This is a genomic window from Halanaerobium sehlinense (genome assembly GCF_055379485.1).
Genome location: NZ_AP042442.1, coordinates 1,010,279 through 1,028,347 on the forward strand (window position 1 = coordinate 1,010,279; position 18,069 = coordinate 1,028,347).

The following is an 18,069-nucleotide window of genomic DNA, read 5'->3' on the forward strand; positions in this document are numbered from 1 at the left end:
TATTTTGAAAATAAAAGAAATGTTTAATGATTTTACCACAACAGAAGAAAAGATAGCTAATTATATCTTAGATCATAAAATGGAAATCGGTAATTTATCTGTTAAAGAATTAGCCCAGGCTGCTGACAGCAGTCCTGCCTCAGTAGTTAGATTCTGCAAAAAAATAAATTACGAAGGCTATCAGGATTTTAAAATATCCTTAATTAAAGATCTTCAGGATTATGAAAAAAGTGATAAAACCAAAATTTATGATGATATAGCGGTTGATGATGAAATCGAAGTAATAATGGAAAAATTAGCGCATGATAATATAAATGTTATAGAAAATACTATAAAATTACTGTCAGTTTCTGAATTAAAAAAAGCAGTGGCTGCAGTTGAAAAAGCAGCTAATATTTATATTTTTGGTATTGGTGCTTCTGGATTGGTAGCAAAAGATTTAGAATACAAACTGATGAGAATTAAAAAAACAGTTATTTATTATTCAGATACCCACGCTCAATTATCGTCAGCTGCTAATATGGAAAATACAGATTTAGCAATAGCGATTTCTTACAGCGGCCAGAGTCTGGAGGTTTATGAGGCTTTGAAAACTGCTAAAAAGAGGGGGGCAGCAACAATAGCAATTAGCAAATATGGAGAAAATCCACTGAATAAAATTGCTGACATAAAACTGCAGGTGGCCGGCAGTGAAAAAAACTTGCGACTTGGTGCAATAACTTCCAGGATTGCTCAGTTAACGGCAGTTGATATTTTGTTTGTAGCTTTTGCCAAAAATGATTTCAGCAAGATCAGCAACTATTTGAAAAACACTCGAGAAAGTGTAGAACAATTTAAAATTGAGTCGTAGAGGATCTGATCAACTATGAAAAAACATCTTTTTTTAATTTGCCTATTTATTTTATTAATTGTTGTCAGTACTGGAGCGGCTGCGAAAGCTGAAGCTGAAAATTTTAGCCTAATCAGCTTACTAAATTCTGGCCTGGACTATTTAATAGAATATAAGCTGGAAAATATGTCTTTAGAAGAAAGAGTGGGCCAGCTTTTTTTGGTAGGTTTCCATTCTCCAAATGTTGATTCCCAGATTAAAGATTTGATAGAAAATTATCATGTTGGAGGAGTCATCTATTTTACTAGAAATATAAAAAACTTAGAGCAGACTAAAAATTTATCTGATAATTTACAGGAACTGGCCCTAAATAGAGGAGCCCAAATACCACTTTTTATTTCAGTAGATCAGGAGGGTGGCGAAATAAGAAGAATTAAAGATTTGAGTTATTTTCCGGCAAATAAAGTTCTGGGAGCAGCAGTTGGTCCAAAAAAAATGAGAAAAATTGCTGCAGTCACTGCCAGAGAATTAAAGGGTGTTGGAATAAATTTTAATTTAGCGCCAGTACTGGATGTAAATAATAATCCAAATAACCCGGTGATTGGAGAGCGTTCTTTTGGAGCAGATCCAGAACTTGTTGCCCAAATGGGTACAGCCTATATTAAAGGACTGCAGTCTGAAGGCGTTATAGCAGCTGCCAAACACTTTCCAGGACATGGTGATACAGCAGTTGATTCTCATACCGAGCTTCCTGTAATCAAGCACAATCGTGATCGACTTGATGCAGTAGAATTATACCCTTTTCAAAAGGCAATAGAAGCTGGAGTAGAAGCAATAATGGCTGCTCATATATATTTTCCAGCGGTTGAACCTGAAATTGGAATTCCAGCCTCTCTTTCCAAAGCAGTTCTGACTGATTTATTAAGAGGAGACTTAAAATTTCAGGGCTTAATTGTTACGGATGATCTGGAAATGGGAGCAATTACTAGAAATTTTGGTACAGCTGCAGCAGCAGTTAGATCAATTAAAGCCGGGAGTGATCTAGTTTTAATTTCCCATACCCATGGGCTGCAAAAAGAAGCTGTCAAAGCAGTAACTGCAGCAGTCAAAAATGGAGAAATTAGTAAAGAACGAATTAGAAAATCTGTTAGAAAGATAATTAAACTTAAAATAAAAAATAATTTAGCTTTAAATAATTAAAATAACTGCGAAACTTCACTTAACGGTGAAGTTTTTTCTCTTTAAGAAGGACAAAAATTATATTTAGAGAATTATATATTTAGAGATTTATAGATAGTATAATTTTAAGCTAATCAAGAAAGGAGTATTTGATGCCAGCAGATAATTCAGATTTTCAAAGTTTAATGACAAATATTGATCGAAAATATACTCCTATCAGAGAAGTAATTAAAGATTCATGGAAGAGGAGCAGTAATTATGGTTTGAAAACTGATGATTTTGAAAATAAAATTTTATTAAATAGAAAAGAGCTTGAAAAGAGACTAAAGATAAACAGAAAGATAAAAGAAAAGTTTGATCTAATATTTTCAGAATTTAGAGAAAATATTGGCGAAATTTCTGCGGTTTTTTTTATGACAGATAGAGAAGGTTATGTGCTTTCAGCTAAAAATCATTTAAATGATTTTGTGAATTTAAAAAAAGGTGAAAACTTTAGCGAATTTTATTTAGGAACAAATGCAGCTGGTTTGACACTTTATTCTAACCAGCCAGCTACTGTTAAAGCTGAAGAACATTATCTTAAATATCTAACCGCATATAATTCAACTGCCTACCCTATTTTAGATCAATATAATAACTTAATAGGTACTATTGCCGCTTTTTATACTGCTGAGTTGGATAATAACTTATTAGAAATGATAGTTAAGTTATTTGCCTTTACCTTAACAGATAAAATACCTGCTGATAAAATCTTAAAAAGTAAAAATGAAAAATCAGCTCCTAAGACAGGTTCTAAAGCAAGATATTCTTTTGCCGATATTATGACAAAATCTAAAAATATGCAAAAAGCAATTGAAGTGGCCCAAATTGCAGCCAGAAATGATTCGACTGTAATGTTGGTTGGAGAAAGCGGCACAGGTAAAGAAATGTTTGCCCAGGCTATTCACAACTATAATCATCGTAAAAATAGCCCATTTGTAGCAGTAAATGTGGGAGCTGTTCCCAAAGACCTGGTGGAAAGTGAGTTTTTTGGATATGAAGAAGGAGCATTTACTGGAGCAAGAAGAGGAGGAAGGCCTGGGAAGTTTGAATTGGCAAATGGAGGCACGATTTTTTTAGATGAGATTGAAGAAATGACTCTTGCAGCACAGCAAAATCTGCTGCGGGTAATTCAGGAAAGAGAAGTGACAAGAATTGGAGGTACACATGCTCTACCAATTGATGTCAGAATTATTACTGCTACAAAATCAAAGCTGATTGATAAGGTTAAAAGGGGAGAATTTAGAGAAGACTTATATTATCGCCTCAATGTGATTAGAATTCCCATCCCTAATTTAAAAGAAAGGGAAGATGACATAATGCTTTTAGTAAATAATTTCATAAAAATTCACTGTCAAAAATTTGGAATTCCGATCAAAAAAGTTGCCGAAGCAAGCAGAAAATATTTTTTAGAATATAATTGGCCGGGTAATGTAAGAGAGTTAGAAAATATGGTTGAAGGGATTATAACCTTTGCTCTAGATGATGAGGTGATTAAACCCAAACATTTACCTCGAGAACTAATAAATTTAAAAAATAAAAAAGAAAAAAATATAAAATTAATGAGTCTGGAAGCTGCAGAAAAAAATGCAGTTATCAACGCTTTAGAAAAAAGCAACAACAATATTTCTCAGGCAGCAGAAATATTAAATGTCAGTCGTGCTACTTTATATAACAAGTTAAATAAATATAATATTGAGAGGGAGTGAAAAATTTGGATGCGGTTGCAGTTATCGACATCAAAGAATCAATTGTAGTTAGAGCAGTTGCTGGAAAAAGAAATGAATATCAAAAAGTTGAAAGCAGAATTTTAGCAGAAGGAGAAAACAGCCCCTTAGCTGCAGCAGCTGCTTTTTATGAAAAATTAAATATTAGAAAAATTTATATAGCAGATTTAGATGCAATTTTAGGAAAAAGTAATAATATAGAAGATATTAAAGAAATAAAAAAGCAGTATCCTGATCTGGAAATAATTCTTGATGCTGGTTTTGATCAAAATAATTCTCCTGTTCCTTATTTAAATGATTTTTTGGATTATGCGGTTATAGCAACTGAAACAATCAAAGATTTATCTTTCTTAAAAAAAATTAAAGCTTATCAAAATAAAATTATCATTAGCCTGGATTTAAAAGCTGGTAACTTGATTCATAATATTCCAGAGTGGCAGTCTGAAGAGCTAAAAAATATCATAAGTAAAATTAAAAATCTGGGTTTTCAAAATTTTATTATACTTGATCTGGCTAATGTTGGTACAGCTTCTGGTATTTCAAAATATATTAGAGAGCTCAAAATCGAATTTCCAGAATTAAATTTGATTACCGGGGGAGGGGTTAAAGATTATAGGGATATTAAAGAATTAAAGCGGTTAGGATTTTCTGGAGTTTTAATTGCTTCAGCTTTTCATAATGGCTCACTGGGTAAAAAAGAGGTAGAGCTAATCGAAAATAATGATATTTTATATCAAATTGCCTGGTGTATTACAGGAGCTGGTCATCTGCTGCAGGAAAGTGTTAATCAGATTGAAGAACTTCTTGCAGCAAATAGTAAACTAAAGATTGATATCTATTTAAGTAAGGCTGGTTTTGAAGTATTAAAAATCTATAAATTTTATCAGTGTTTAGAAAGTTTGGGCTGTAAAATATACAAAGACAGTTCTGCCAGTTCTCCAGTTGTCGGTAAAATTTACAAAGGCTATTATGACTTATTAGTTTCAGCTCCAACGACTTCCAATACTACTGCAAAATTTGTATTAGGGATTTCTGATACTCTGGTTAGTAACCTGCTGGCCCATGCCGGGAAAACAAAATTGCCGGTTATAATTTTACCAACAGATATTGACCAGAATCTTATTTCAGCTGCTCCGGATAAAGAAGTTGATGTTTTTCCTAGAGAAATTGACTTAAAAAATACAGATAAATTATCACAAATGGATGCTACAGTAGTTATTTCTGAGCCAAAAGAGGTGAAATCATGTCTAAAAAAATATTTTTAACTGGTAAGCTGGCCTATTCCTCTTTGCAGAAAACATTATCCAGATTAAATTTAGATTTTGAGTATCAAATTTTAAAAATGCCGATTACAGTTGCTGCTTTAATGGACAGCAGTTTTATCATCAGAAATTTAAAAAAAGATGAAATTCATAGTTCTACAGAAAATTTAGAAATAATTGTACCTGGCCGTTCGCAAGCAGAAATAGAAGTAGTTAGTAAAGAAATAGAAAATGAACTGATCACATTTAAAAAGGGTCCGGATGAAATAATAGATCTGCCGGAGTTTTTTGGCAAAAAAGCAGCAAAGATTGATTTTGAAAACAAAAAAAGAGGACATAAAATTATTGCAGAGATCAATGAGGCTGCACTAATGGATTTAGATGAAATAATAAAGATGGCTGATTATTATTACCTTAATGGAGCTGACATTATTGATTTAGGCTGTGTGAATGGAAGAGATTTTCCGCATTTAGAAGAGGTTATCTATTCACTAAAAGAAAAAGATTATCAGCTCAGTATAGATACCTTCGATCAGGATGAAATTATTAGAGCCTCTAAAACAGGGATTGACTATTTATTGAGTATTAATAGTCATAATCTTGAAGTTTTAAATTATGAAGTTAACTATTTACCTGTAATTATTCCAGATCCTGAGGCAGGGAATCTAAAATCATTATATAAAAATATAAAAAAAGTTAAGAAAAAGGGGATAAAAAATTATATAGTAGATCCAATTTTAGATCCAATTAATTTTGGTTTTAGTGAATCAATTTTTAGATACCTGAGTTTAGCTAAAGATAAAAAGCTGAAGCAGGAAATGATGATGGGGGTAGGCAATTTAATTGAATTAAGTGATTGTGACAGCACAGGACTAAACTTTATAGCAGCAGCGCTGGCAGTTGAATTAGATATTAAGTATCTTTTAACTACTGAAGCTTCCTATAAAACTCGTGGTGCTGTCAAAGAATTAGATTTAGCACTTAAAATTATTTCTTATGCCAAACAGGAAAATAGTCTGCCAAATAACTTATCTGATTTACTGCTTAATCTTAAGGACAGAAAAGACAGAAATTATAGCAGAGAAGAAATTAAGGATATTAAAGAATCGATTACAGATAGTAATTATCGAATTTTAAATGATGGAAAGGCTATAAATATTTTTAACGCAGAAGAAGAATATAGGGGAAAAGATATTAGTGAACTGTTTTTTAAACTAAAAAATGCTGATGAGCCATCACATGCTTTTTATTTAGGGAAAGAATTACAAAAAGCTTATACAGCTTTAAATTTAAATAAAAATTATAGGCAGGAAGATGAACTTGATTGGGGATATTTAAACTCTAATTTTAAGGAGAAAAAAAATGATAATTGAAACGGTGGTCAGCACAGTTAATCAGGATAATAAACCCCATTTTGCAGCAGTAGGAGTAGAGTTTACAGATCAAAAAGCAGTATTTAGTCTTTATAAAAAAAGTCATACTCTTTCTAATTTAAAAAGTAGGGGTTTAGGTACTATTAATGTGGTTGATAAAGCAGAATATTTATTAAAAGCGGCTCTCGGAACAGCAGAAATTAAATTTTCTAAAATTAGGGGAAAAGAATTATATTATTTAACTGACTGCTGCATTTACTATAAATTTAAACTGGAAAATATTTTAGAAGATAAAGAAAAACATCTAATTGAGGTAGAAATCACTGCAGTTGAAGAAAACAGAAAATATATTGGTTTTAACAGAGCTAATAATTTATTGGTAGAAGCAGCTGTAATAGCTTCGAGAATAGGAATAACAAAAACCAGAAATGATTTAGTACAGTTTATTAATCAGAATCGAAGGGTAATTAAAAAAACAGGAGACAAAAATACTCAAGAACTTTTAGAACTTCTTGAAAAAAATATTTAAAATAATATAGGAGTGGTAGTCTTGATTCAAATTAAAACTCCAGCTAGAATTCATTTTGGCCAGTTAGATTTAAATGGAGACTTAGGTAGAATTTATGGTGGTTCTGGTGCAGCAATTACAGAACCTTATACATTGATCAAATTAGAAAAAAATAGCAAAATAGTGGTTGAGGGTTTAAAAAATGAAAAAAAGAGACCTATTATTGAAAAATTTTTAGCTAATCTATATAAAAGAAAGTTATTGACTGAAAATCAGGGTGTTAAAATAACAATAGAAGTCCTGCTTCCTGCCCATAATGGACTGGGGTCAGGAACTCAATTTGGTCTGGCAGCCGCCGAGGGAATAAATAGACTTTATGGCTTAAAGTTAGAACCTAAAGAACTTGCCCAAATAGTTGACCGCAAACACAGCCGTTCAGCCATAGGTTTTGGTGCCTTTTATCAGGGGGGATTTATTGTTGATGCAGGTAGACCAACTTCTGAAAAAAATAATGACCAGTATTTACCTCCTATAGTTTATCAGAACAAATTACCGCCTGGATGGAGATTTTTAATAATAATTCCGGATTTTAAAAAAGGAAAAATGTCGGGAAAAAAGGAAATTAAAACATTTAATAAAATAGAAAAAATGACAGTGCAGAAGTGTGCCGAAAATACTCATCATCTGCTTTTAGGAATGTTACCAGCGGTTGAAGAAAAAAATATAGATAAGTTCAGCAGCCATTTAAATATTATTGAAGATAATGTGTCTGAATATTTCTCTGTTGCCCAGGGAGGTAAGTACAGCTCTAAATATGCTCAGGAAATCATTGATTTTATGGTAAAAGAGGGAGTTTTGGCCCGTGGTCAGAGTTCCTGGGGACCTGCCTTATATGGTCTAGTAGAGAATGAAGAAAAAGCAGGCAAAATAAAAATTAAGTTAGAGCAAAAATATTCAAAAAGTATAAAAGAAATTTATATCACAAAAGCAGCAAACAAGGGAGCTGAAATAATAACTATTGTATAAAATATAAACACTGTATTAAAATTATACATTAATTTATTAAATTTATTTAATTATTAAAATATTCACAATAAACAAAACTTAATATCCGCGTCAGAATAGGCCTGGTTTTTATTAGTAAAAAAAAAGATGATTGGTATAATTTATGCATTATATTATAGATGGAGATAAAACATAGCGTTACTGTTTCCGGCATAAATATACAGCTTTGTTGTTTGAAGCTGTTTTACAACATTTATTTAATTGAATTTTTCTTCAAATCTTGAGATTAGTATTATGTTAATATCTCCATTTTTTGCTGTAACTTTTAAAAATAATTAAAAAAGGGGGGAGAAATTCTTAAAGTAGTTTATTTTGGGCAATTTAGAATTGAATTTTAAAGAAAATTTGGAAAATTAATTATTTTAAATCTAAAAGGGGGATGTTTTATGGCAGCTAATAAAAAAATTGCAAAAAAGATGATTGATGAGGCAGTAGCGGCTCAAATGGCTGATGTTAGTGTATTTAAAGAAAAAAGAGGTAAAAAATTCAAAATTAGTGATGCTAAGCCTTATGTAGATGCAGTTAAAAACATGAAAGCTATTGAAGGTCAGTCAAAAGAAGTAATTGACCTCCATGTTGAGTCAGTGAAAGCTCATTATGAAATACTTAAAGATCTAACAGATACAATTGCACCAAAAGACGATCCTTTTGTAGAACATTATCAAACACCTCCAATTCTAGAAATTCTTTACGAAGATGATCCAGAATTCCGCAAAGCAACAGAGAAGTTTATGAAGCAGTTGAAAAAAGATGAGGCGTTAATTGCTAGAGAATCAATGCGTAGATATGGCGGAATGTATGGACCAACCTGTGTAGTAGACTTTGCTTTCAGCCCTGGTTCAGTTAGTAATGTGGTTAATGAAGTACTTAAAAACACTGATATTGATAAAGACTATAAGAAAACTATACTTGCAGCTAAATCCTGGGGTATGAATACCTCTTATGGTATTGGTGGAGCCTTTACTGAAGCTGTTGAAGCAGGTAAAACTGCAGCAGAAGCAGCAGAAGCAGAAGTTAAAACTATGCAGATGCTTTATGATAAACCTGTTGATGCTCAGGTTAAATTAATGGAAGATGCAGGTATGGATTCATTTGACTGCAGAGAGTATATGAAGCGTTATAAAAAATGGATGAAACCATTTGTTCTGGCAGCAAAAGAAGCTGGGGTACATCCAGGAAATATAGTTGTAGTTCCTGCTTACTGTGTTGGTGATGTTGGACACCATATCGCTCAGTCCACATTCAATATGCTTAAAGATGATGTTAACATGGAAATAGTAGAAGTAGTTTCCCATGTTATGAAAAATACCTTAGAAAGAGGACTAGAAAAAGGTTATGACAGCCTCTATGATGTTTTAAGTGTTGCAACAGGATCAACAGCTGCAGCAGTTAGTTCAATGCTGTGGGATGAAGGATTTACAGCTCCAATGATTATAGACCTCTTAACCAAGAGATTCCATAACTATGTTAATTTAAATCCTGCTAGAGGTCAGGCAGCAGAGCTTCATAATGTAGACTTCATGGATATGATTCACCGTGGTGACAAGATAATTGATGATGAGCCAATTGGTGCTGGTTGTAAAGTTAAGGGTATAGATGTTGACTTTAGTCCAATTGAAGAAAGTTATGTACTTCAAAATACACAGGACTATGCTTATCCAGCTTGTTCAATTTCTGTTAAGTTCTCATCCTTAATGCGTCTTGCTGACTTCCCATGTCTCTTGACAAGTGAGCCAGTTACTGCTACTTTAATGACTAACATTATTGCTCTAGACCCTGGTTCAGTAGTTGCACCAGCACGCTACTGTAAAGACTGTGCAGTTTGTATGTATGTTAAGAAGCATAAGCACTGTAACTGGAAGGATACTGTTTAATATAATATTACACTAGTCTAATTAAATAAATGTTTGTTGAAGACAGTGGATAATCCACTGTCTTCACAAATTATATAGGGGTGGAAAAATGAAAAAATTATTAATTCAGTTAGATACTGATAAAAGAGCCAGCACTTTTGATCAGGTAGTGGCCTATGATGCGGGTGCAGATAAATTAATAATTCATTCGGGAATTACTAAAGAAGAAGTGGAAGATATTATCTATGGCGCTATATTTACCCGCTCACCTAAAAAAATGAAAAATACTGCAGTTTTTGTTGGTGGCTCAGATGTTGAAAAAGGTGAAGAAATTATGGAAGCAGTAGAAGATGTATTTTTTGCTAATTTTAGAGTTTCTGCAATGCTGGACTCAAATGGCTCAAATACAACTGCTGCAGCTTCAGTTTTAAAAGTAAAAGAAGAAATAGAGTTAGACGGCTGTGAAGTATTAATTTTAGCAGGTACTGGACCAGTTGGTGTTAGGGCAGCCGCTCTTTTTGCAATGGAGGGTGCTTCAGTAACTATTACTTCCCGCAGTCAGGAAAAAGCTGATAAAAAAGCTGAAATGATAAGAAAAGAATATGCACTTGAAAAAATTAAGGGAGTTGAAGCAAGAACTGAAGCAGACTTTATTAAAGCTATGAAAAATAAAGAAGTGATTTTATCTGCAGGGCCTCCTGGAATTAATTTTATTAGTCGTCAAATGTGGGAGAATGAAGATTCAATAAAAGTTATGGCAGATATCAATGCAGTTAGCCCGGCTGGAATTGAAGGCATAGAACCACCTGCTGATGGTGACACAATTAACGATGTTAAAGTATTTGGTGCCCTAGGTATTGGTAGTTTAAAAATGAAAATCCATAAAAAAGCTGTTGCGGAATTATTCAAAACAAATGATTTAATTTTAAATGCTGTGGAAGTATATAAATTAAATGAAAAACTATAAAAATCAAAATCTTATTTTAAGCGCCTTCTCAACTAGAGCCGCAGCAGATAGCTTTTCTGCTTCAAAAGATTTAAAAATATATTCCTTTGATTATTTTGGAGATCTTGATTTAAAAGAAATTGTTGATTATTCTTTTTCGCTCAAAGAAAAAAAGCATAATTTTAAAACAGCATTCTTATTTGGGGCTATAAAAAAATTTTTGAATCAGAATCAAAATCAGGAATATAATTTTATTTATGCTTCAGATTGGGATAACCATCCAGAACTGCTTTACAAGTTAGAAAAAATAAAAAATCTAAAAATCAGGGGTAATTCGGCTGCTGTAATTTCTAAATTAAATAAAAAGAAAACTTTAAAAAACGTATTTAAGCTGGCTGAAGAAGCAGGATTTAATACCCCTGAGTTATTTTTGAATAAAAACGATTTTAAATGTTTTTTAGATGAAACAAATAAAGATTTGGTAATAAAACCATATCAGAGTGGTGGAGGCACAGATTTAAGGATTGTTAGAGCTGGTACATCTGCTAAAAAAATTTATGAATATATTTTTAAAACAAATAAAGATTTTTTTGCAGAAGAATTTATTCCTGGAGAAAATAGATCCTGTCAATTTGCTGCAGATGGTAAAGAAGCAAAGATACTTTCTTTTACGAGAGAATTAAAAGCAGCTTCAGTAAATCCAAAGCTTAAAAATAGTTTTAAATATGCTGGAAATATTTTAATCAGAGAAGATGCTGAATCAAGAAAAATTATAAGCACTTTTATAAATGAATTGGTAAAAAAATATTCACTAAAGGGGATTAATGGAATTGATTATATTAAAAACGAGCGGGGTGTATTTTTTATAGAGTTAAATCCTCGTTTTACAGCTGCTGTAGAATTGATAAAGGATATTTACCAGGAAGAACTTCTCAATATTTATTTAAAAAATGAGATAGCAGCTGATTATTTACAAAAATATTTAAATACAAATATAGGCCTTTCAGCTAAAATGATTTATTATGCTGATCATAATTTTAAATTAGATCAAAATTTGCCTGAGATTTTTAAAAAAATCAAACAAGAAATTCCTTCTGAAATAATTGCTGAATCTGAAATTGAAATTAAAGATTTACCACAAAAAGGAGAGGCATTTGAAAAAGAAGATCCTGTTTTTAGTCTAATTATTCAATCTAAAAATAAAAAAAACTATTTAAAAATAAAAAACTTAATATTTTCTGAGTTTAAAAAAATATTGTGATTAATGTGGACAGAGATTGTTCTAAGGAAGGAGGATGGTCAATTTTGTCTGATAACACTTTTATTTTAATAACAGGTCGAACAATAAAGCAGGGAATGGCTTCAGTTTCCGGCAAAAAAAGTGATAATTACAAAAAAGAAACTTCTTATGTTGAAGTAAGCGAAAATGTTCTCGAGAGAATGAATATTGAAGAGGGAGAAACTGTTATTTTAGAAAGCAATGCCGGCAGTATCGAAGTAAGTTGTAAAGCAGCTGATTTAGAAGAGGACATAGTATTTATGCCCTATGGTCGTACAGCTAACAGTTTGATTGGAACTGATACTGGTGGCACTGGTATGCCTAACTCCAAGAGCAATGTGGTAAAACTTATTCGAAAGGAGGCGCAGAATAATTGACAGAATTAAAAACATTTAAAAATATAACCTGTACTTTTTGTGGTGCACTCTGTGATAATATTGAAGTTAAAGTAAAAGATAATAAAATTGAAGAGCTTAAAAATGCCTGTGCAATTTCTCGAAAAAAATATGAGCATGCTCTAAAAGATAGAACAATTCCCATGATTAATGGAAAAGAGAGTACTTATCAGGAAACTATAGAGAAAGCAGCAGAAATTTTAAAAAATAGCAAAAACCCATTAATTTATGGTTTGAGCAGCACCACGGCTGAAGCTCAAAAAAATGCAGTTAAATTGGCCGAATTAGCTGGAGCAAATATTGATAGTACATCTTCGGTCTGTCATGGCCCAGGAACAATGGCCAAACAGCTGGTTGGTATGGTAACAGCAACTTTAGGAGAAATAAAGAACAGGTCTGATCTGATGGTTTTTTGGGGGGCAAATCCGGTTGAAGCTCATCCAAATCATTCTAAGAGATATACTATGCTTTCAGAAGGGCTTTTTAAGAAAAATCGTTCTGAGCGAGAAGTGATTGTTTTTGATGTTCGGAAAACACCAACAGCAAAAATGGCAGATCAATTTATTAGAGTAGAACCCGGTAAGGATTTTGAATTATTAATGGCTTTAAGACTGCTGATTCAGGGTAAACAACCTGAAACTAAAAATGGAAAAATAGCTGGTCTAGAATTGGAAGAAATTGAAGCAGCTGCAGCAAAACTTAAAAATGCTCGTTATGGCAGTATTTTTTACGGTATGGGTTTAACTATGACAGGTGCTAAATATATGAACACCTGGGCAGCAATGAGCTTAATTAGAGATTTAAATAATGATCACCAGCGGCGGTTTGTAATGATGCCGATGCGAGGACACGGGAATGTAGCAGGAAGTGAAATAACTATGGCCTGGCAGACTGGATATCCTTTTGCTGTTAATTTTAGTAAGGCCTATCCCCGCTATAACCCTGGAGAATACACAGCGGTTGATTTATTGGCTAATAAAGAGGTAGATTCTGCTTTTATTATTGCTTCAGATCCAGCAGGTAATTTGCCTAAGAAAGCTGCTGCTCATTTAAAAGATATACCAACAATTATTCTTGACCCACACTGGAATTTTACCAGTGATTTTGCAGATGTTGTAATACCCTCTGCTTTGAAAGGAATTACTGCTTCGGGAACAGTTTATCGAATGGATCATGTTCCTCTGCACTTAAGAGCTTTTCTGGAAGACGAATGGCCGGATGATGCAGCTGCAGTAGCGCAAATTGGGGAGCTGATAGAAAATGCTTAGACTTAAAAATGCAGTAATCTATGATCCCACAAATAATAAAGATGGGGTTAAAGAAGATATCTGGATTGAAAATAAAAAAATCACTTCTGAACCAAAGCCCGAGCTTGTAAAAAAATTAAAGACTGCTGGTGACTTAGAAGAAATCGATTTAAATGGTAAAATTGTAATGGCTGGGGGAGTGGATATTCATTCTCATATTGCTGGACCTAAGGTAAACTCTGGTCGTGTTCTAAGGCCTGAGGATCACAGACGTGACAATGTTGCCCGCAGAGGTAAACTCCGATCTGGTGTTGGCTCTACAGTTCCATCCAGTTATGTAACAGGTTATCGCTACAGCTTAATGGGTTACACAACAGTAATGGAAGCTGCCGGTCCCCCAATGAAGGCCAAACATATTCATGAAGAATTTAGCGATCTTCCTTATATAGACAAGGGTTTTCTGGTTTTAAGCGGCAACAACTATTTTGTCCTGAAATTTATAAGCGAAAATAATCAGCAGGCTTTAAAAGACTATCTTGCCTGGCTGATAAATGCTACCGGAGCTTTTGGTTTAAAGGTTGTTAATCCGGGAGGAGTAGAAGCCTGGAAAGAAGGAAAGAGAATGAGAGGAATTGATGAAAAGGGAACCTATTTTGATCTGAGCCCAAAAGAGATAATGCTGGCTTTAGCAAAAGCAGCAGATGACCTTAAGCTGCCACACCCAATTCATCTTCATACTAATGATCTTGGTTCAGCTGGAAATTACAAAACAACCTTAAATACGATGAGGCTTCTCGAAGATTACAGACTGCATATAACTCATATTCAATTCAGCAGTTATGGCAAGGATGAAGATTCAAAAATAAAGTTTGCAATGGCTACAGATGAAATTGCAGCAGAAATAAATAAGCAGTCAAAATTAACAGTAGATATCGGCCAGCTTGTATTTGGCGAAGCTACTACTATGACTGCAGACGGTATTCTAGAATATAATCTGCATAAATTATCAGGAAATAAATGGGTTAATACAGATGTTGAAATGGAAACAGGATCAGGAATTGTGCCGATGAACTATAAAAAGAAGAATTTAGTTAACGATATTCAGTGGGCAACTGGAATGGAGCTTTTCTTAAAAATTGAAGATCCCTGGAAGGTGTTTTTGACAACAGACCATCCAAATGCTGGTCCTTTTACTGCTTACCCCTGGATCATAAAACTGCTGATGAATAAAGGTTATCGCAGCGATTACATTTCAGATTTGAATGCTAAATTTGACGAATATACAGACCTATCATCGCTTGATAGAGAATACAGTTTGAGTGAGATAGCAGTTATTAGTAGGTCAGGTCCTGCCAGAGCTCTTGGACTAAAGAATAAAGGCCATCTGGGAGTCGGAGCAGATGCAGATATAACCGTCTATAATAATATTAAAGATAATGATATTGCGGAAGTTTTTGCTCATCCTGCCTATGTTTTCAAATCAGGAAAAATGATTGTTAAAGATGGGGAATTATTGGATAATCTAGAAATTGGTAAAACCTTAGTTACAAAACCAGAATATGATCAAAATATTATTGAGTTAATTAGAGAAGATTTCCAGAAATACTACAGTATTTCTATAGATAATTATGCAGTTACAGATCATTATTATGATAAAATCGAGGTGATCCCATGCGGTACCAGGGAATAGAGATAGAAGATACATTTGCTGAAGCTTTTACCATGTATGGAACCAGAGTTATAGTAACAGCTGCCAATGAAAAATGGGCTGATACTGCAGCCAGAGAGGCAGCTGGATTTGCCACTTCAATCATTGAATGTGGAATAGAAGCCGGAATCGAAAAGAAACTAAGTCCTACTGAAACTTTAGACGGCAGGCCCGGAGTTAGTTTGCTATTTTTTACAATGAAAGAAAAGTCACTTTTAAAAGAAATGCGAAAAAGAATTGGCCAAACAATAATGACTGCGGCAACTACAGCCTGTTTCAATGGCCTTGAATCAGAAAAAATGATCAAAGTTGGTGGAAATATTCGTTACTTTGGAGATGGCTTTCAGATCTCAAAACTTTACGGTGAACGTAGATTTTGGAGAATTCCAATAATGGGGGGAGAATTCTTAATCGAAGAAAGTTTTGGGGTTCAAAAGGGGATAGGTGGAGGAAATATAATTATAGCAGCCGAAGATTCTCAAACTGCCTTAAATGCTGCTGAAAATGCAGTCGAAGCAATGCGAAAAGTAGAAGGGGTTGTGATGCCTTTCCCAGGGGGAATTGTCAGCAGCGGCAGTAAAATACAGTCAAAATATTCGTTTTTGAATGCTGCAACAAACACTAAATACTGTCCAACAATTAAAGCACAAACCGAGTCGAATTTGAGCCAGAATGTTGGCTCAGTTCTAGAAATAGTAATAGATGGTTTAAGTGTGGAAGCAACTGCAGAGGCTATGAGAGTTGGAATTAAAGCAGCTGCTGTAGATGGAGTTGTTAAAATAACTGCCGGTAATTACGGTGGAGATCTTGGAACAGAAAACTTTTATCTCAAGGAAATTTTACGAGGTGATCTGGATGACTAAATTAAGTTTAAAATTAAAAAAAGAAAATCCAGCTTTGATCGAAAAAGAAAATAAACTGATTGGTAAAATTCCTGTAGAGGTAGAAAATATACGAGCAGATTTGATTAAAGAAATGACATTATCTGAGATAAAAAAGCTGGAAATAAGAGCCGGTAAGGAAATTTATCAGCTGCAGGACTTTTTTGAAATTAAAGGAGAACCAGCAGAAGTAATCGAAATTGAGGGTGATTTATCTAATTTTAAGTATTTAGGGGCTGCCATGAATTCAGGGAAAATTATTGTAAATGGAGATATAGGAATGCATCTTGGTTCAGAGATGAGCGGTGGTAAAATAGAAATTAACGGTAATGCAGGAGACTGGCTGGGAGCAGAAATGACAGGAGGTATGATAACTGTAAGTGGTAATGCAGGAAATTATATTGGTGCTGCTTTCAGAGGTGATAAACTGGGTATGAATAGAGGTTTAATCTATATTGGCGGTAATGCAGGCAACTTTGTAGCCAATAAAATGAGGCGAGGCGAAATAGTTATCAAAGGTGATTGTGGAGACATGCTCGGTGCTCAAATGATAGCTGGTTCTGTTTATATTTTTGGCAGTTGTGGAAAAAGAGCAGGAGCAGGTATGAAAAGAGGAACAATTATTACTTTTAATGATTTAGAACTGCTGCCTACTTTTAGCTATAATATAAGCTATTCCCCTAATTTTTTAAATATTGCTTTTAGGCACCTGCAGCATGATTATCAAATTGAAATTCCAAATCAGTTTTTTGATTCAGAATATAAGAGATATACCGGTGACAATACTGAGTTAGGGAAAGGGGAAATTCTAATATGGAAAAAAGATTAGACCTCAACAAAAATGCAGTTATGCTGGTTAAAGAAATGATCAATGAGAAGGTATTACTAAACATAGATGCAGTTCATTATAATGATGGAATAACTGTAATTGATGGTGGGGTTTCTGTCAGAGGTGGCTACAGAGCAGGGGCTTTTTTTTCAGAAATCTGTCTGGGAGGATTGGGAGGAGTAGATTTTATTGATTATAAAATAAATGATTATCTGATTCCTGCAGTTAAGGTAGAAACTGATCACCCGTTAGAAGCCTGTATGCTTTCTCAATATGCAGGTTGGAAGGTTGACAAAGGTGATTTTTTTGCCATGGCTTCTGGTCCAGGTAGAATTTTAGCTGCTAAAGAAAAAATATTTAATGAATATAACGGCTATCATGAAAGCAGAAATTCTCCAGCAGTAATTGTCTTAGAAAGTTCTGAACTTCCAGATGAGCAAACTGCTAAATATATTGCAGAAGAAATGTGTACTCCCTGCAGCAATAGCTATATTTTAACAGCACCCACTGAATCACTGGTTGGCTCTATTCAAATTAGTGCCAGGATTGTTGAAACAGGAATGCATAAAATGCATGAATTAGATTTTGATTTAGAAAAAATAGAGTCTGCTTGGGGAATTTGTCCGGTCTCACCAACTGCTGACAGCACCTTGAAAGCTATTGGCAGGACAAATGATGCAGTCTTATATGGTGGAACTGCATATTATCAGGTTTACTGTGAAGATAGTGAAATAGAAGAAATTTTAACAGATATTCCTGCATCTGCCTCTGAAGACTATGGAGAAAGTTTTTTGAAGCTGTATAAAAGATATAATAATTTCTATGATATTGATCCAATGCTTTTTAGTCCTGCACGTGTTATAATAAATAATAGAAAAAGTGGAAAAACTTATAAGGCAGGTAAAATTAATTATAAGATACTTAAAAAATCATTTTTTGAATAATAATT

At 33.5% G+C, this 18,069-nt stretch carries 16 protein-coding genes; all 16 read left to right on the plus strand.

Annotated features, from left to right (window positions below):
• Positions 1-4: 4 nt before the first annotated feature.
• The 16 genes from ACZ446_RS04890 (at position 5) to mch (ending at position 18,064) form a co-directional block, all read left to right on the plus strand.
• Positions 5-850, plus strand: coding sequence for a MurR/RpiR family transcriptional regulator (locus tag ACZ446_RS04890; RefSeq protein ID WP_464393998.1), 846 nt, complete (start codon positions 5-7; stop codon positions 848-850).
• Positions 851-865: 15 nt separating this feature from the next.
• Positions 866-2,029 (plus strand): beta-N-acetylhexosaminidase, encoded by a 1,164-nt coding sequence (gene nagZ, locus ACZ446_RS04895; protein WP_464393999.1) that lies wholly within the window; start codon positions 866-868, stop codon positions 2,027-2,029.
• Between the two features lie 131 nt (positions 2,030-2,160).
• Positions 2,161-3,756 (plus strand): sigma 54-interacting transcriptional regulator, encoded by a 1,596-nt coding sequence (locus tag ACZ446_RS04900; RefSeq protein ID WP_464394000.1) that lies wholly within the window; start codon positions 2,161-2,163, stop codon positions 3,754-3,756.
• Between the two features lie 5 nt (positions 3,757-3,761).
• The gene (locus ACZ446_RS04905; RefSeq protein ID WP_464394001.1) at positions 3,762-5,039 is read left to right on the plus strand and encodes a HisA/HisF-related TIM barrel protein; all 1,278 of its coding nucleotides are present in this window, start codon (positions 3,762-3,764) and stop codon (positions 5,037-5,039) included.
• Entirely contained in the window at positions 5,018-6,409 is a 1,392-nt protein-coding gene (locus ACZ446_RS04910; RefSeq protein ID WP_464394002.1) for a DUF6513 domain-containing protein, read from the plus strand. The genes ACZ446_RS04905 and ACZ446_RS04910 overlap by 22 nt, the downstream gene beginning before the upstream one ends.
• Positions 6,399-6,938, plus strand: coding sequence for a DUF447 domain-containing protein (locus ACZ446_RS04915; protein ID WP_464394003.1), 540 nt, complete (start codon positions 6,399-6,401; stop codon positions 6,936-6,938). The genes ACZ446_RS04910 and ACZ446_RS04915 overlap by 11 nt, the downstream gene beginning before the upstream one ends.
• A 12-nt stretch (positions 6,939-6,950) precedes the next feature.
• Positions 6,951-7,943: a beta-ribofuranosylaminobenzene 5'-phosphate synthase family protein gene (locus ACZ446_RS04920; protein ID WP_464394004.1), complete on the plus strand. Its 993-nt coding sequence runs from the start codon at positions 6,951-6,953 to the stop codon at positions 7,941-7,943.
• 425 nt (positions 7,944-8,368) lie between these two features.
• Complete coding sequence (locus ACZ446_RS04925; RefSeq protein ID WP_464394005.1) at positions 8,369-9,856, plus strand: DUF2193 family protein; 1,488 nt, start codon at positions 8,369-8,371, stop codon at positions 9,854-9,856.
• A gap of 88 nt (positions 9,857-9,944) precedes the next feature.
• Entirely contained in the window at positions 9,945-10,802 is an 858-nt protein-coding gene (locus ACZ446_RS04930) for an NAD(P)-dependent methylenetetrahydromethanopterin dehydrogenase (RefSeq protein ID WP_464394006.1), read from the plus strand.
• Positions 10,789-12,042, plus strand: a complete 1,254-nt coding sequence (locus tag ACZ446_RS04935) for an ATP-grasp domain-containing protein (protein WP_464394007.1) — start codon at positions 10,789-10,791, stop codon at positions 12,040-12,042. The genes ACZ446_RS04930 and ACZ446_RS04935 overlap by 14 nt, the downstream gene beginning before the upstream one ends.
• Before the next feature lie 44 nt (positions 12,043-12,086).
• On the plus strand, positions 12,087-12,437 hold the full coding sequence (locus ACZ446_RS04940; protein ID WP_464394008.1) for a molybdopterin dinucleotide binding domain-containing protein: 351 nt from the start codon (positions 12,087-12,089) through the stop codon (positions 12,435-12,437).
• Positions 12,434-13,723, plus strand: a complete 1,290-nt coding sequence (locus ACZ446_RS04945) for a formylmethanofuran dehydrogenase subunit B (RefSeq protein WP_464394009.1) — start codon at positions 12,434-12,436, stop codon at positions 13,721-13,723. Before ACZ446_RS04940 ends, ACZ446_RS04945 begins: the two co-directional genes overlap by 4 nt.
• Positions 13,716-15,392 carry a formylmethanofuran dehydrogenase subunit A gene (locus ACZ446_RS04950; protein WP_464394010.1) on the plus strand — a complete coding sequence of 559 codons (1,677 nt, stop codon included), beginning with the start codon at positions 13,716-13,718 and terminating at the stop codon, positions 15,390-15,392. Before ACZ446_RS04945 ends, ACZ446_RS04950 begins: the two co-directional genes overlap by 8 nt.
• Complete coding sequence (gene fhcD, locus ACZ446_RS04955) at positions 15,374-16,273, plus strand: formylmethanofuran--tetrahydromethanopterin N-formyltransferase (protein ID WP_464394011.1); 900 nt, start codon at positions 15,374-15,376, stop codon at positions 16,271-16,273. Before ACZ446_RS04950 ends, fhcD begins: the two co-directional genes overlap by 19 nt.
• The gene (locus tag ACZ446_RS04960) at positions 16,266-17,120 is read left to right on the plus strand and encodes a formylmethanofuran dehydrogenase subunit C (RefSeq protein WP_464394012.1); all 855 of its coding nucleotides are present in this window, start codon (positions 16,266-16,268) and stop codon (positions 17,118-17,120) included. Before fhcD ends, ACZ446_RS04960 begins: the two co-directional genes overlap by 8 nt.
• The gene (gene mch / locus ACZ446_RS04965; protein WP_464394013.1) at positions 17,105-18,064 is read left to right on the plus strand and encodes a methenyltetrahydromethanopterin cyclohydrolase; all 960 of its coding nucleotides are present in this window, start codon (positions 17,105-17,107) and stop codon (positions 18,062-18,064) included. Before ACZ446_RS04960 ends, mch begins: the two co-directional genes overlap by 16 nt.
• Positions 18,065-18,069: the final 5 nt, after the last annotated feature.